9 protein-coding genes are annotated in these 15,251 nt (G+C 61.6%); 4 read left to right on the forward strand and 5 right to left on the reverse strand.

Going from position 1 to position 15,251, the window contains the following annotated elements; all coding sequences use genetic code 11:
- Nucleotides 1–72 precede the first annotated feature (72 nt).
- The 4 genes from KQ661_RS08785 to KQ661_RS08800 form a co-directional block, all read right to left on the reverse strand.
- A complete protein-coding gene (locus tag KQ661_RS08785) occupies nt 73–1,491 on the reverse strand; it encodes a hypothetical protein (RefSeq protein ID WP_216680276.1) in 1,419 nt (472 codons plus the stop codon).
- A gap of 55 nt (nt 1,492–1,546) precedes the next feature.
- On the reverse strand, nt 1,547–2,800 hold the full coding sequence (locus KQ661_RS08790; RefSeq protein ID WP_216686195.1) for an OmpP1/FadL family transporter: 1,254 nt from the start codon (nt 2,798–2,800) through the stop codon (nt 1,547–1,549).
- A 225-nt stretch (nt 2,801–3,025) separates the two neighbouring features.
- Nucleotides 3,026–4,072, reverse strand: a complete 1,047-nt coding sequence (gene mltG, locus KQ661_RS08795) for an endolytic transglycosylase MltG (protein WP_216680278.1) — start codon at nt 4,070–4,072, stop codon at nt 3,026–3,028.
- A 117-nt stretch (nt 4,073–4,189) separates the two neighbouring features.
- Nucleotides 4,190–5,689 carry a helix-turn-helix domain-containing protein gene (locus KQ661_RS08800; protein ID WP_216680279.1) on the reverse strand — a complete coding sequence of 500 codons (1,500 nt, stop codon included), beginning with the start codon at nt 5,687–5,689 and terminating at the stop codon, nt 4,190–4,192.
- 287 nt (nt 5,690–5,976) lie between these two features.
- Here KQ661_RS08800 and aceB point away from each other — a divergent pair, with 287 nt between their 5' ends.
- Nucleotides 5,977–7,602 carry a malate synthase A gene (aceB, locus tag KQ661_RS08805; RefSeq protein WP_216680280.1) on the forward strand — a complete coding sequence of 542 codons (1,626 nt, stop codon included), beginning with the start codon at nt 5,977–5,979 and terminating at the stop codon, nt 7,600–7,602.
- 130 nt (nt 7,603–7,732) lie between these two features.
- Entirely contained in the window at nt 7,733–9,016 is a 1,284-nt protein-coding gene (aceA, locus tag KQ661_RS08810; RefSeq protein WP_216680281.1) for an isocitrate lyase, read from the forward strand.
- A 228-nt stretch (nt 9,017–9,244) separates the two neighbouring features.
- Here the strand turns inward: aceA and KQ661_RS08815 are convergent, their stop codons facing one another.
- Nucleotides 9,245–10,411, reverse strand: coding sequence for a ribonuclease D (locus KQ661_RS08815; protein WP_216686196.1), 1,167 nt, complete (start codon nt 10,409–10,411; stop codon nt 9,245–9,247).
- Between the two features lie 277 nt (nt 10,412–10,688).
- Between KQ661_RS08815 and KQ661_RS08820 the strand changes: the two genes are divergently transcribed.
- Nucleotides 10,689–13,790, forward strand: a complete 3,102-nt coding sequence (locus KQ661_RS08820) for a SusC/RagA family TonB-linked outer membrane protein (protein ID WP_235726948.1) — start codon at nt 10,689–10,691, stop codon at nt 13,788–13,790.
- Between the two features lie 39 nt (nt 13,791–13,829).
- Complete coding sequence (locus KQ661_RS08825; RefSeq protein WP_216686197.1) at nt 13,830–15,188, forward strand: RagB/SusD family nutrient uptake outer membrane protein; 1,359 nt, start codon at nt 13,830–13,832, stop codon at nt 15,186–15,188.
- Nucleotides 15,189–15,251 lie beyond the last annotated feature (63 nt).

Raw genomic sequence — 15,251 nt, forward strand, 5'->3', positions numbered from 1 at the left:
GGTCCTCAAAGGAGGGCTTAACCACGGAGATTTTTTCGGCTGAATAAATGGGCTCAACCCGTCGTACCAACGCTATTGCGCCGTTGCCGGTAGCTTGTTCACGTCGATGGCCGGGATTTTGGTGCGGTAGGCGCGGTTGAGGGCGGCGATGATGGTATTGGCCAGCAGCCCATTGCCGCGCGGCGTGAGCGTATAGTAATCCAGCGAAAAGAAATTGCCCCGCACCACCTCAGATGAGTATTGTACGCCGGCCACCGAAATAATACCGGCTACCTGATTAAAAAGCAGTACTTCCGAATCCAGCGTGCTTGTGCTGGCCGAAGGGGTGAGGATGGGCAGCTTGTAGATGGTGCTGGCCAGGCGGTCAAGCTCATTGTTGTAGCTACTCATCACCCCCGCAATCCGGCTCAGCTCTTCGGAGTTATCGAGTACGTCGGCGTCGCGCACCGGATTGCGGCTGTCGCGGCCGTAGGGCAGCATCAGCGTCGCGCCGTTCACTACCACGGGCGTAGGGCGGCCAATGCGTGCAATGGCCGTGGCCAGTACATAGTCGCCATTGGTAATGGGCTGGGCCCCACGCAGGCCAATCGGGTCTTCGATATAAATGCGGGCGGTGTCGCCAAAGCTGGCTTGCAGGCGGGCCTGCAGGCCAAGGCCCTGGCCGGCCCGCAAAAACGGCAGGCTCGTGAGTGCCGGCAGCCGGATGATGACACCCGGCTGGCCTTTGGCCGTGAGGCGGTCGAGCACTTTGCGGGCATTGTTCCGCATAACGGTTATGCTGGGCAGCGCGGCCGCGTTGGCTCCGCACTGGCCGCCGCTGCGCACGTAGGGCATCAGGTCGTCGAGGCCCTGGAAGTAGGTGAAGAAGGTGGCTGTGGCGGCCGCATCGGTCACGGCTTGCAGATAGGTACGGCTGTCGGCGGCCGGCAGCAGGCGCTCAAAATAAGGGTTGAAAGGCGTGCCAGGCTTGGCGTTGACCTCGTTGCCCAGGCCCACTATTTCCAGCTGCGCCAGGGTGATGCCGGGAATGCCCAGGTTTTGGGGCAGGGCACTGGCCGTGGCAGCGCGCGCCAGCAGGCGCGTCGTGTCGGGAGTACCGCAGGTACCGGGAGTGATAATGAGGTTGCCCCGGAAGGCCTGCCCGGCCACGCGGGTGGTGCGCGCCAACCCTGAGGCGATAAAATCGACAAAGTTGAGGTAGCCGGTGCCCGAGCCCGCTTCCAGCAGCGGCTGGGTGAAGGCCGCCCCGGCCGAGATGCCCTGAAACTGCTGTGCCAGCAGGTTCGGGAAAGAATACTGTTGGCTGGCGCGGGTGAGGCCGCCCGCGCTCACACCGGCCGTGTAGGTGTCGCCCACGGCCAGGTAGTGGCTCAGGTCCAGGCCAGCGGTGGGAGTAGGGGTATCCTGAGCCGGAGCGCAGGCATTCAGCAGCAACGCGGTGGCGGCCACATAGGCAGCGCGGCCCGGGAGCGTAAAAGAAAAATGCTTCATCGCGGAAATCGAAATCGAAAATGCAGAATGAGGGGGTGCGGAGCCGATGGCAGGCTTAGAAGGCCACCGCAATGCCCATCGAGGCCGTATTGACGGCCATGCGGTAGGTGCCGGCTACATTGGACACCTTCGCGTTGGTGGGGGCCACGCGGGCGGTGCGCAGCTGGCTGTAGTCGAAGGCATAGGCCGCCTCCAGCGCCAGGCGGGAACTGAGCTGGTAGCTCAGGCCGGCCGATATGCCCAGGCGGTTAGCATCGAGGAACTCAGGGTTGATGTACTCGTCGCGCACGGGCGTCTCGTCGTAGTGAAAGCCGCCGAGCACGGTCAGCTTGGGGTTGACCTGGTACTCGGTACCTACCCGAAAGCTCAGGGCGTCTTCGTAGCGGCGTACGCTGCTTTGGGTGCGGGCGGGGGTGTTGCCCGTGGCGGCCACGCTCAACTTCAGCGAATCGACCGAGCTCCAGCCGCTCAGCGAGAAATCGAAGGTGAGTAGCAATTTCTTGGTGATGCGGTCGGCGATGCCCACAGAAAGTGTGCTGGGCATGGTAATGCGCGTGGTGAAGGCCGACCCGGCCGGGGCCAGGCCGGCATCGCGGGCGGGCACGCCGGTGGTGGTGAGGGTGCCGTTGTTCATTTTCAGCTGCACGCTGCTGCGGTAGCTGATGCCGAATGACAGTTTGTCGCCGCTGCGGCCGTACAGGCCCGCGTTCACCCCAAACCCCGAGCCGCTGGTGCTAAGCTGGGTCTGGGCCGCTTGGTCGTCGTACTGGCCCAGGGCGCTGCGCTGGCTGTACTTGCCAAACGCGTACACAAAGCCCACGCCGGCGCTAAAGTTGTCGTTGAGCCGGATGCCCACCGTGGGCTGCACAAAGTAGGTATTGAGCTGGCTTTCCTGAATCACGGAGCGGCCTTCCCAGGTGCTGGGCCACTTGGTGTGGTAGCCGTAGGGAGTGGTGACGGCCAGGCCCAGGGCCACGCGCTTGTTCAGGGCGTGGGTGGCGTAGAGGTAGCCGCCGGGCTGCACCACCAGGTCTTGGTCGGTGCGCTGGTAGGTGTCCTGCCCCACAAAGGAAGCGCGCCGTATCTGGCCCATGCCCCCAATGCTGATGCGGGTGAGGGAGTCGGCCCACTGGCCCAGCAGGCCGGGATTGGTGCTCAGGCTGGCAATGCTGTTGATGTAGGCCGTGCTGGCCCCGCCCAGGCCCAGTACCCGGGCACCCTGCGGGCCGCTGTCATATCCGCTGGCCAGGGCCGACGAAGCCGTTAATCCACAGAAGACAGGAATCAGAAAAAGAAGAGGTTGGCGCATACGGGCGGTTTTGCGGAAAATTGGGAAACAAATGTACACAGCCAGCCGGTAGCAGCCCAGCCCCAGGCCCGTGGCCCACATTAAGAAATGAAATGCGACCACCACTGTCGCAGTCTCGCCAAGCTGCCCTGCGCAGGTGCTGTGAAGTGCTCAAGCCCAGGGCAGAGTGTTTGGAAGAGCGGGTTTTAGTTCGGCAAAAAGCTGGCTGGCGGCGCAGGGATTTTTTCAGCGCTTCACCCCCAGGCTGTCTAGCCGGTGCTGGTAGCGACGCGCATTGAGCTTGTGCTGGGCGTAGGTTTCGGCGAAGTCGGAGAAGCCGCTGCCGTCGGGCCGGGCGCAGAAGAACAGGTTCTGGTTGTGCGCCGGCTTGAGCACGGCCAGCAGCGAGCCCGGCAGGGGCGTGGTGATGGGGCCGGGCGGCAGGCCTTTGTGCCGGTAGGTGTTGTAGGGTGAGTCCACTTTTTTGTCCACGTTCAGCACGCGCTTGCGGGTGCCCAGGCCGTGCAGGGGCCAGAGCAGGGTGGGGTCGGCCTGCAGGGGCTGGCCGTTGCGCAGGCGGTTGAGGTACACGGCGGCAATGAGGGGCTTGTCGGTGGGCTGGGCCGTTTCGCGCTGCACAATGCTGGCCAGCACGCTCACCTGGGTGCGCGTCATCTTCAGCGAATCGGCCCGGGCCTGCCGCTCCGGCCGCCAGAATCGGCGGTAGCGGGCGGCCACCGAATCAAGAAAAACCGGGGCACTGGTGTTCCACAGCAACCGGTACTGCCCCGGGACAAACATGGTGCGAATGGTGCAGGTGTCGAGATGGTAGCGGCGTTGCAGGCCCTCGTTATCGCCCAGCAGCAGCTCCAGCTTAAAAGAGTCGGTCTCGAGCCGGCCGCATACTTTGCGCGGCAGCTGGTCGAGGTAATGAAAGGGCTTTAGCTCAAACTTCACCGTATCCTGCCGGCCAAACAGCAGCATCTTTACCAGGTCGATATTACCCATGCCGGGGTCCAGCCGGTAGCGGCCGGGCAGTATGTGGGTGGGGTAGTCGTGGTGCTCGGCCACCCAGCGGAAGGTGGTCGGTTCCAGCAGCAGCTCATGCTTTTGCAAAGAGTCAAGCACCGCCGCATAGCCTGTACCGGTGCGGATGTAGAGGTAGGCCGGGCCTTCGGCGAAGGCTGTGACGTTGGGGCGGTAGGCCACGCGCCAGACCGTGTAGCCGGCGGCGGATGCAAGCAGGGCCAGCAGCAGGAAGTAGGGAAGCAGGCGGCGGGAGCGGGGGGGCAAATGCGTCGGGGCGTGGTGAGGGGTAAAGTTAGGGCCTTGACGCCCTCCGCGTCGGCCTCACCCCCTAGCCCCTCTCCACCGGAGAGGGGCTAGGGGGTGAGGCGTTCATCTGGCCACCTACCCCGCCACCAGCTCCGCCACGGCCGCCTCAAACGCGGCGCGTTCGGCCAGCCGCACAATTTCCGTCGGAGCCGCCGCGCGCGACTCGCAGTCGACAATCGGGCAGCGCTCGCAGGTCTCGTTCACGATGCGGAAGGGCAGGGCCGGGTCGGCCAGGAAGCGGATGTGGGACTTTAGGTTGTCGTCGCAGCGCAGGCCCACGGTCACGCTTAGGGCCACCTGGGTGGGAGTGCCGGCACGGGCCAGCGTGAAGCAGAGGTACTCATCCTCGGTGCCGAAATAGCGGGATTTTTGCGCGCCGGCCATCGTCACGGGGGCGTCGTCGGTGTCGGGCAGGGGCAGGGCGCGGGCCTCGTCGAGGAGGCGCAGGCTCACCCAGCGGCGGCAGTAGTGCTCATTCAGCTCGTTGCCGTGGGGGTTGTGCAGGCGGGCCAGGTGCAGCTCTTTAGTCAGTTCGTAGGGCGCGGTGGCGTCGGTCTGGTCGAAGCGTAGGAAGAACAGGCTCTGCAGTCCGAAATGCCGCGGCAATAGGGTGGTGAGGCGCTGCATAAACATTTCGGGGCTCACGTCGTACTGCGTCATCAGGTTCAGCAGTAGCTCGGGCTGCCACTTTTTGGCCCCGAAAAACTTCTTCACGTCGCGCAGTAGGCTTTCCTCTTCCATCAGCAGCGCCCCGGCAAAGTAGGAGGCCTTAAAGTTATTCAGGACCTCATCGAAGGAGCTCACCTGCAGGCTACTGCTCACGTAAGGCCGCTCCGTCAGCTTCAGGTAGTTGAAGGCCACTTCGCGGCCCAGTACGAACGCCTGCTGGCCCCGGCTCAGGCCCGGCCGCAGCAGCAGGCGTTTGGTTTTGGGCTGGAAAACCGACCGCAGCCGGGCCTGGGTGGCCACGGCGTGCCGGCCCAGCGTTTCGCGGTCCAGCGTGTAGCCGTATTCCCCGGTTAGCACGCGCTCCAGCTGGCTGAGGTCGAACGGCGCGGCGGTGCTCAGCTGATGGCTGCCCACGAAGGCGCGCACGTCCTGCTCCAGGTCTTCGAAGTAGTTGTCGTGCATCTCCTGAAACGAGCGTAGCGCGGCCAGAAACAGGTGTTCCTGGCGCATCTCGTAGTTGCGCGCAATCTCGAAGATGGTGCTGATGAAGGCATTCATCCGGGCCGGGGCGTTGGCAATCAGCTCGATAATGCGGGTGGGCTCCAGGCCGTACATCTCCAGCGGAAACTCCTTCAGCATCTTGGAGTTCAGCAGCTCACCGATGGGCTCCAGGCGGCGCGGGAGCTCCAGTGAAGTCAGCTGGTCGTAGCGCACGTCCAGGGCCTTGCTTAGGCTCAGAATCTTGTCGGCCTTGGGGTACTTCTTGCCCTTCTCAATCTCGTTGAGGTAGCTCACCGAGACATCGCAGACCCGCGCCAGCTCGGCCGGGCTCAGGCTGCGCTCCTGCCGCAACTCGCGCAGCTTCAGACCAAAAATGAGGCGAACGACCTGGCCGTGATTGAGCATTTTTTGATTTGAAAATGTGGGGATTTGAAAATGCGAGAAATTTCTTTTGGTTGGATTGGCAAACGCCTGCCGCCGTAAAAAGCCGTTTCAAGCCGTTAAGAAACCGTTTCGTGACGAAGCCAGCTTTCTAACAAAGGTAAGCGAGGAAGCAAATTTTCTGATTTTAGCGAATATTCGCTAGATATTTAAATTCGCTTTGCTATGTTTGTGTCGGTTGTCATGCACCAGCCGCGAGAGAAAGACTGAACGAAGTCGTTTTCTCATTTCCACCTTCTCACATTAAAAAAATGACCTTCACCGACGTTGCCCCCACCCCAGCGCCCACCTACCTCACTCCCGAGCGGGTGAAAGTCATCGGCGCATACTCACCGGCGTTTGCCGAAATCCTCACGCCCTCGGCCCTGGCCTTCGTGGCCGAGCTGCACCGCCGCTTCGACCACACGCGGCAGGCCCTGCTGGCCCGCCGCACCGAGCGCCAGGCCGATTTTGAGGCCGGCATCCTCCCGGACTTTCTGCCCGAAACCCAGCGCATTCGCGACCAGGACTGGACCGTGGCCCCGTTGCCCGAAGACCTGCTCGACCGCCGCGTGGAAATCACTGGTCCCGTGGAGCGGAAGATGATTATCAATGCGTTGAATTCCGGCGCCAGCGTGTTCATGGCCGACTTGGAGGACTCCAACGCGCCCACCTGGAACAACGTCATCGAGGGTCAGATTAACCTGCGCGATGCCGTGCGCCGCACTATTTCGCTCAGCACGCCTACGAAAGAGTATAGCCTGAACGAGAAAACGGCCGTGCTTATGGTGCGCCCACGGGGCTGGCACCTGGTCGAGAAGCACATCCTAATTGATGGCGAGCCCATCAGCGCCTCGCTGCTCGATTTCGGCCTCTACTATTTCCACAACGCCCACGAGCTGTGCGCCCGGGGTACGGCCCCGTACTTCTACCTGCCCAAGCTCGAAAGCCACCTCGAAGCCCGGCTGTGGAACGACGTGTTCGGCTTCGCGCAATGGTCGATGAAACAGCCGAAATGCGTCATCAAAGCCACTGTTTTGATTGAAACCCTACCGGCCGCCTTCGAGCTGAATGAAATCCTGTACGAGCTGCGCGAGCACAGCGCGGGCCTGAACTGCGGGCGCTGGGACTACATTTTCAGCTACATCAAGCGCTTGGGCCTGAACCCGGATTTCCGCCTGCCCAACCGCGCCGAGGTGACCATGACGGTGCCCTTCATGGCCGCCTACTCGGCGCTGGTGGTGCAAACATGCCACCGCCGGGGCGTGCACGCCATCGGCGGTATGGCCGCCCAGATTCCCATCAAAAACGACCCCGCCGCCAACGATGCGGCCCTGGAAAAGGTGCGGCAGGATAAAATTCGCGAAGCCACCAACGGCCACGACGGTACCTGGGTGGCCCACCCCGGCCTGGTGCCGGTGGCGCTTGAAGTCTTCAACCGCCTCATGCCCGGCCCCAACCAAATCGAGAACAAGCGCCTGGATGTGCACGTAACGGCCGCCGATTTGGTGAAAGCGCCCACCGGCAGCATCACCGAGGATGGTCTGAAGCTGAACATCGACGTGGCCATTCAGTACCTGGCCTCCTGGCTGGGCGGCAACGGCTGCGTGCCGATTTACAACCTGATGGAGGACGCCGCCACGGCCGAAATCAGCCGGGCGCAGGTGTGGCAGTGGCTGCACACGCCGGGTACCGTGCTGGCCGATGGCCGCCCCGTCACCACGGAGCTGTACCGTGGCCTGGTGCCCGGGCAGCTGGAAAAAATCAAGGCGCAGGTAGGGGAGGAGGCCTACTCAACAGGTCATTTCGTGAATGCCGCCCGGCTTTTTGATAAACTGGTGATGAGCGAGCAGTTCATCGAATTCCTGACCGTGCCGGCCTACGAGCAACTGGCGTAAATACGCAGTAGCGTGGACTCGCAAAGTCCACGCTACATCCCACTTCCGAACTCCCAAAAAAGCCGCCCGATGGGCAGCCCAGTACCTCTTTGCCCAAACCCAACCCACCACCAACCTAATCCCAAGCCCCATGAAGACCAAACCCCAACGCGCCGCCGAAATCGCCCTCGACTGGGCCCACAATCCCCGCTGGATTGGCATTCAACGCCCTTATTCGCCCGAGGATGTGGTGAAGCTGCAGGGCTCCGTGCACATCGAATACTCGCTGGCCCGCCAGGGCGCCGAGCGGCTCTGGGACCTGCTGCACACCCGCGAGTACGTGGCCGGGCTGGGCGCGCTCACCGGCAACCAAGCCGTGCAGGAAGTGCAGGCGGGCTTGCTGGCCATCTACCTCAGCGGCTGGCAGGTGGCGGCCGATGCCAACGGTGCCGGCCACATGTACCCCGACCAGAGCCTGTACCCCGTGGACAGCGTGCCGGCCGTGGTGCGCCGCATCAACAACGCCCTGCTGCGCGCTGACCAGATTCAGCACCTCGACGGGCGGAGCGACATTCACTACCTCGCGCCCATCGTGGCTGATGCCGAGGCGGGTTTCGGGGGTAATCTGAATGCTTTCGAACTGATGAAGATGATGATTGAGGCCGGGGCTGCTGGCGTGCATTTCGAAGACCAACTCTCATCGGCCAAGAAGTGCGGGCATTTGGGCGGTAAAGTACTGGTGCCCACTCAGGAAGCCATCAACAAGCTGGTGGCCGCCCGCCTGGCCGCCGATGTGATGGGCGTGCCCACGCTCATCGTGGCCCGCACCGATGCCGACGCCGCCGACCTGCTCACCGCCGATGTGGACCCCCGCGACCAACCCTTCATCCTGCAGGAAGCCGAGCGCACCAACGAAGGCTTCTACCGCGTTCGCTGCGGTATTGAGGCCGGTATTGCCCGTGGCCTGGCCTATGCGCCCTACGCCGACCTCATCTGGATGGAAACCTCGCACCCCGACCTGGACGATGCCCGCAAGTTTGCCGAAGCCATTCATGCCCAGTTCCCCGGCAAGCTGCTGGCGTACAACTGCTCGCCGTCGTTCAACTGGGCTTCGAAGCTGAGCGTGGAGCAGATGGAAACCTTCCGGGAGGAGTTGGCCGCTATGGGCTACAAGTTCCAGTTCATCACGCTGGCTGGTTTCCACGCCCTCAATACCAGCATGTTCGAGCTGGCCCAGGCCTACCGCCAGCGCGGTATGGCCGGCTATTCGGAGCTGCAGGAGCGCGAATTCGCCCTGGCCAAAGACGGCTACCAGGCTGTCAAGCACCAGTCATTCGTAGGCACCGGCTATTTCGATGCCGTGCAGAACGTGGTGACCAGCAACCAGACCAGCACCGCCGCCTTGGTGGGCAGCACCGAGGAGGCGCAATTCTAAGTACTGGCGCAGAAGTAACCGTATTCGAGTCGGACCGGTTGGAGCACCAGCGATTTCGGTTTAACGACCGCCGGTCCGACCGCCTAGGACGGTCGGACTGGAGAATACGCTTCATAAAAAAGGCTTGCCGTCAGGCAAGCCTTTTTTATGAAAACCTGATTTAAAACTGGCGCGAAAAGACGACTACAAAATCCGTGAAATCCGCTAAAATCCGCGCTAATCCGTGGTCTAGAATAGCTGCTCAATCGACGCGTAATCCTCGCCGTGCTTCTCGGCCGAACCCTTCAGCAGCTGCTGCTGCCAGGGGCGCAGGGCGGCTTCGGTGCCCAGCTCGATGATGTCGGTGATGAGGCGGTTGCTGAGGACCATGTTGGCCATGGTGCTGCCGTGGTCGGTGGTAAGGTGGCCTTTTAGGGCCATAAGCAGGGCTTCGCGGGCATCGGCACGGGCGGCGGCGGGGCCGTTGAGGCGGCGGCGGAACGGAAACTTACGCTGCTCGAGCGGCAGCGGCGCATCGGGCTCCAAGTCGGTGGTGCCGATGGCGAGGAGCTGTTCGGCGTAGGGCGAGCGTTTCAGCTCGGGGTGCAGGCCGTTGGCGGTGCGCAGCTGGAGCGCGGTTTCGAGCGGATTGCGGGCCAGCTCGGCCAACCGGTCGTTGCTGAGAACGTGGTAGGGCGGGCGGTCGAGCTGCCGGGCCACGGTATCGCGCAGCATAAACAGCTCCCGGAACATGGGCATTTCCTGGGCCGAAATCTTATACTTAGCGGCGTTGCGCGACCACGGGCGCGGGTCGTCGCGGCCGTAACGCACGGCTTCGAGGGCCAGGTTTTCCTGGGCGGCCCAGTCGGCACGGTCCAGCTCGGTGAGGCGGGCACTGAGGCGGTCGGTGAGCTCGAAGAGATAGAGTACGTCGTTGGCGGCGTATTCCTTTTGGGCTTCGGTGAGCGGGCGCTTCAGCCAGTTCGACTTCTGCTCGCCTTTGTCGACTTCGAAGCCTAGTTCGGCCTGAATAAGGCGGCCCAGCGAAATATTATTATCCTCAGCAGCCAGCAAAGTAAACTGAACGCTGGTGTCCACAATGGTGCGGCAATTAACGCTGAATACCTCGTCAAGCAGCAGAATATCTGACTTGCAGGAGTGGAACACTTTGGCCACGGCCGGGTCGCGGAGCACCGCAAATAGTGGTTCCAGGTCGGCTGCCATGTCAGGCAGGGGCAAAGGGTCAATCAGATACGCCTCAGTGCCGTCAAATACCTGAATAAGTGCTAGATGGCGCCCGTAACGGTGGCGCATGTCGTCAAATTCCAGGTCGATGCCGATGCGCGGCAAGGTGGCGAAATGTGCGGCGGCGGTAGCAATAGCGTCGGCCGTGGTGAGGTAATGAATGGTTGGCATTGAGGCAAAAAGGGAGTCAGCGAGGCTGGCACTGAGGACAGCACAAGGTTGAGGCAGCAAAGGTAGCAGGTATGGCAGTGCCCAACGGAGTAGGGGCTGTCCCAATAAAAAACTATTGGAGGAGAAAGGTGTGTAATTATATTTGTTTCAACATCGTGTAGTTGGAGTTAAACTCAATTCATCACTCCGGGTCAACTATTGCGTTTTTTTTAACAAAACGTTTGAAGCACGGTTTTGTCATTTTTTTCGGATTCATTAATCACCATTCAACACGGACATGAAACAAAGTTTATTCGTCCCCATAAGACCAGCCATGATAGCGGCGGCTTGTCTGCTATCGGCTCCGGCCTGGGCACAGTCGGTGGCCATTAGTGGCCACGTTACCGGCTCAGATGGTGGTGACCTGCCTGGTGCTACCATTCTGGAGCGTGGTACTACCAACGGCGTGAGCACCGGGGCCAACGGTGCTTTCAGCCTGAGCGTGAAGCCAGGGGCTACGCTGGTTATCAGCTCGGTGGGCTACACGGCGCAGACCATTGCGGTGGGCAGCCAAACGGCTATCAACGTGACGCTGGCCGTGTCGGCCACACAGCTGAGCGAAGCGGTAGTAGTAGGCTACGGCACCCAGTCCAAAACCGACCTCACAGGTTCCGTGGCTACGGTTTCGTCCAAGGAAATTGCCAACACGCCGGTTACGTCGTTCGAACAAGCCATTCAGGGCAAGGCGGCCGGCGTATTTATTGAGAACGGCAGCGGCAAGCTGGGCCAGGCCGTGAAGGTGCGCGTGCGCGGCACTACATCGGTGAGCGGTGATACGCAGCCGCTGTACGTGATTGATGGCATCCCCATTACCTCGGAAGACCAGTCGGGCACCTCGGCCCCTACTAACCCGATTGCCGACCTCAACCCCAACGACATCGAGTCCATCAGCATTCTGAAGGATGCCTCGTCGTCGGCCATTTACGGTTCGCGCGGGTCCAACGGTGTTATCCTTATCACCACCAAGCACGGCAAGAGCGGCCCCACCAAGTTCAACCTGGGCTACCAGACTGGCGTGAGCGAGCCCACCCGCAAAAAGTCGTATCTGAACTCGGCCGACTACGTGATGCTGGAACGCGAAGCTGCCGCGAACGAAAACGTGCGCGACCCTTCGTTCGATTACGTGGCCTACACCGAGGCCCGCCTGCGCCGCTTTTCGGCCGGCAACGATGACTACAAGACGGCGGCCGTGAACACCAACTGGCAGAACGAAGCCTTTCAGCGGGCTCCCTTCAGCCAGTATGACCTGGGTGCCAACGGCGGCGACGAGAAAACCCGCTTTTACATCGCCGGCAACTATACCAACCAGAAGGGCATCCTCATCAACAACAAGTTTGAGAAGATGAGCGCCCGCATCAACGTGGACCACAATGCCAGCAAGCGCCTGACCCTGGGCGTGAACATTAACCTGGCCCGTACCAAAAACAACCGCCTCGACAACGACAACTCCTTCGGCACGCCGCTTCAGCTGGTGGCCTTGTCGCCCATCACGCCCCTCATCGACCCCCGCACGGGGCTGCTGAGCGGGGCGCTGGACCCGGCCACCGGCCAGCCCAACACCAACTTTCCGGTGTACTACAACCCGCTGCTGAGCGTGGAAAACGCCTCGTTTGTGACCACGGTATACCGCACGGTGGGCAACGTGTACGGGCAGTTTAAAATCGTCGATGGTCTCTCATTCCGCAGCGAGCTGGGCATGGACCTGCTGAACCAGAACGAGACTTCTTATCAGGGCCGCCTCACGGCCCGCAACACCGACTTCACCAGCAACGGCAACGGCTACAACGCCTATGTGCAGAACAACCGCTTCACAACCAACAACTTTCTGACCTACCAGAAGCGCTTTGCCGAGCTGCACTCGGTGGAGGCCGTGGTGGGTACGTCGTACGAAGAGCGGCGCATCAACAGCAACAGCGTGTCGGGCCAGCAGTTTCCGAGCGATGCCTTCAAGTACATCACCAGCGCTGGTTTGATTAACGCCGGTTCGTCGCGCAGTACGGGCAGCACGCTGGTTTCATACTTCGCCCGCGTCAATTACGCCTTTGCCAGCAAGTACCTGCTCACCCTGAGCGGCCGCGTTGACGGTTCGTCGCGCTTCGGCAAAAACAATCCCTATGGTTTCTTCCCGGCTGCTTCGCTGGGCTGGGTAGTTACCGATGAAGCCTTCCTGCACGACCAGAAAGTGCTGAGCCTGCTCAAGCCGCGCGTCAGCTTCGGCAAAACCGGCAACCAGGGCTTCGGCGACTTCATATCTCGTTCCCTGTACTCGGGTGGCTCCTACTCGGGCGGCCCCACCATCCGGCCCGACGAGACGCTGGGTAACCCCGACCTGAAGTGGGAATCGACCACGCAGGCCGACGCCGGCCTCGAATTCGGCTTCCTCGATAACCGCATTACCGGTGAGGTGGATGCCTACCTGAAAAAGACTACCGGCCTGGTGCTGGCGGTGAACACCCCCAGCGTCACGGGCTACACCAGACAGTTCCGCAACGTGGGCAGCCTCGAAAACAAGGGCCTGGAATTCTCGCTGACCACCCGCAACGCGGTGGGTGCCTTCGCCTGGACCACCACCTTCAACGCGGCCACCAACCAGAACAAAATCACGAACCTGGACAAGCAAATCCTGAACGGCGGCTACGTGAACCGCGCCGTGGAAGGCCAGCCCATCGGCGTGTTCTACACCGTGGAATACGCTGGGGTAGACCGCGCCAACGGCGATGCCCTGTACTGGAAGAATAAGACGAACGACGACGGCAGCACAACCATTGACCACAGCGCTGGCACGACCAGCAACTACAACGATGCCAACCGCGTGGTAGTAGGCAACCCCAACCCGCGCTGGGTGGGCGGCGTAACCAATACCCTGAGCTACAAAGGTGTGGAGCTGAATTTCACGTTCCAGGGCGTGTTTGGTAACAAGATTTTTGACGGTGGCGGGCAGTACCAGGCCGCCAATGCCAGCAACGGCTTCGACAACCAGACCACCGACCAGCTGAACCGCTGGCAGAAGCCCGGCGACATCACCAATGTGCCCCAGGCCCGTCTGTTTGAGGGCAACGGCACCGCCAACTCGACTCGCTACCTCTCCAACGGCGACTACGTGCGCCTGAAGACGACCACGCTGAGCTACACCCTGCCCGCCGCCGTTGTGGGCAAGGCCATGCTTGAGCGCGTGCGCATCTACCTCACTGGTGTCAACCTGCTCACCTTCACGCCCTACAAGGGCTGGGACCCGGAAGTGAACGCCGACTACCAAGCTAGTAACATTGGCCAGGGCAACGACTTCTACTCGGCCCCGCAAGCCCGCACCTACACCGTGGGCATCAATGTGGGCTTCTAAGCCCGGGCTCTTTTCCTCACTTCCGACAGTTCGAACTATATGAAAAAGGTATTTTATCCCCTGGCCCTGGCTGCCGGCCTCAGCGCGGCAATGCTGAGCGGCTGCGGCAAGCGCCTCGACGTGGCCCCCGTGAACTCGGTGCCCGCCGAAACGGCCCTCAACAACTCCAACGACGTGGAAACGCTGCTGAAAGGCGGCTACGAGCTGGCCGGCGACCAGTACCTCTACGGTGGTGGCTTCCAGTACTACTCCGATTTCCTGGGCGACAACGGCGAAATTCAGTTTGGCGGCACCTACAGCCAGCCAAAGGAGATTTTCAACAAGCGCATTCTGGTGAATAACTCCTTCGTGTCTTTCACCTGGATTAATGCGTACCGCACCATCAACGTGGCCAACACGGTGCTGGCCAACCTTGGCAAAGTAACCTCGACGAAGGCCGATGCCGTGGCCGGTGGTGCCAAGTTTCTGCGCGGCTCGCTGTATTTCGACCTCGTGCGCCTCTATGCCCGCGCCTGGAACGACGGCACGCCGGCCAGCAACCCCGGCGTGGTGCTGGTAGTTACCCCCACCGACCCCAATAACCCCGCCAATGCCCTCACGGTGACGGGCTTGGCTAAGCGCAACTCGGTGGCCGAGATTTACACCCAGGTTATCAAGGACCTGCTGGATGCCGAGCGTCAACTACCCGCCTCCAACGGCGTATTTGCTACCAGCGCGGCCGCTTCGGCCATGCTCTCGCGGGTGTACCTGCAGCAGGGCCGCTACGCCGATGCCGCCGCCGAGGCCAACAAGGTAATTCAGACCGGCAGCTACTCGCTGGTACCCAGCTACGCCGATGAGTTTGCCAATAAAGCCAACACCAGCGAAAGCATATTCGACGTTCAGCTCACCACCCAAAGCGGTACCAACGACCTGAATACGTTCTACTCCAGCAACGGCCGGGGCGATGTGGCCGTGCTCGATTTGCACCTGGGCCTCTACAATGCGGCCGATGACCGCCTGAACCTGTTCGACACCAGCAACGGCCCCGACGCGGCGCTTACCCTGAAGTTCGACAACATTCACGGCAACATTCACCTCATTCGTCTGGCCGAAATGTACCTCACCCGTGCCGAGGGCAACTTCCGTGCTAATACCACACTGGGTGCTACTCCGCTGGCCGATGTGAACCGCGTGCGGGCCCGCGTAAAACTGCCGGCCCTCACTACACTCACGCTGCCTGCTATCCTGAGAGAGCGGCACCTGGAGTTGGCTTTCGAAGGCTTCCTGCTGCACGACCTCAAGCGCAACGCCGCGCCCGTTGGCAGCCTGCCCTACAGCTCGCCTAAGCTGATTTTCCCCATCCCCCAGCGCGAGCGCGACCTGAACGCCAACCTGCAGCAGAACGACGGCTACTAAACTGCCCACGTTTTCATCTACAAAAAAAGCCCTGGCACACTGCCAGGGCTTTTTTTGTAGATG

This window comes from Hymenobacter siberiensis, from assembly GCF_018967845.1.
Classification (GTDB): Bacteria; Bacteroidota; Bacteroidia; order Cytophagales; family Hymenobacteraceae; genus Hymenobacter; species Hymenobacter siberiensis.

What these genes read in the sequence shown, in the direction of transcription:
- aceA (WP_216680281.1), top strand. Translation starts at nt 7,733, where the DNA reads ATGAAGACCAAACCCCAACGCGCCGCCGAAATCGCCCTCGACTGGGCC.
- KQ661_RS08820 (WP_235726948.1), top strand. Translation starts at nt 10,689, where the DNA reads ATGAAACAAAGTTTATTCGTCCCCATAAGACCAGCCATGATAGCGGCG.
- KQ661_RS08790 (WP_216686195.1), bottom strand. Translation starts at nt 2,800, where the DNA reads ATGCGCCAACCTCTTCTTTTTCTGATTCCTGTCTTCTGTGGATTAACG.
- KQ661_RS08800 (WP_216680279.1), bottom strand. Translation starts at nt 5,689, where the DNA reads ATGCTCAATCACGGCCAGGTCGTTCGCCTCATTTTTGGTCTGAAGCTG.
- KQ661_RS08825 (WP_216686197.1), top strand. Translation starts at nt 13,830, where the DNA reads ATGAAAAAGGTATTTTATCCCCTGGCCCTGGCTGCCGGCCTCAGCGCG.
- KQ661_RS08785 (WP_216680276.1), bottom strand. Translation starts at nt 1,491, where the DNA reads ATGAAGCATTTTTCTTTTACGCTCCCGGGCCGCGCTGCCTATGTGGCC.
- KQ661_RS08815 (WP_216686196.1), bottom strand. Translation starts at nt 10,411, where the DNA reads ATGCCAACCATTCATTACCTCACCACGGCCGACGCTATTGCTACCGCC.
- aceB (WP_216680280.1), top strand. Translation starts at nt 5,977, where the DNA reads ATGACCTTCACCGACGTTGCCCCCACCCCAGCGCCCACCTACCTCACT.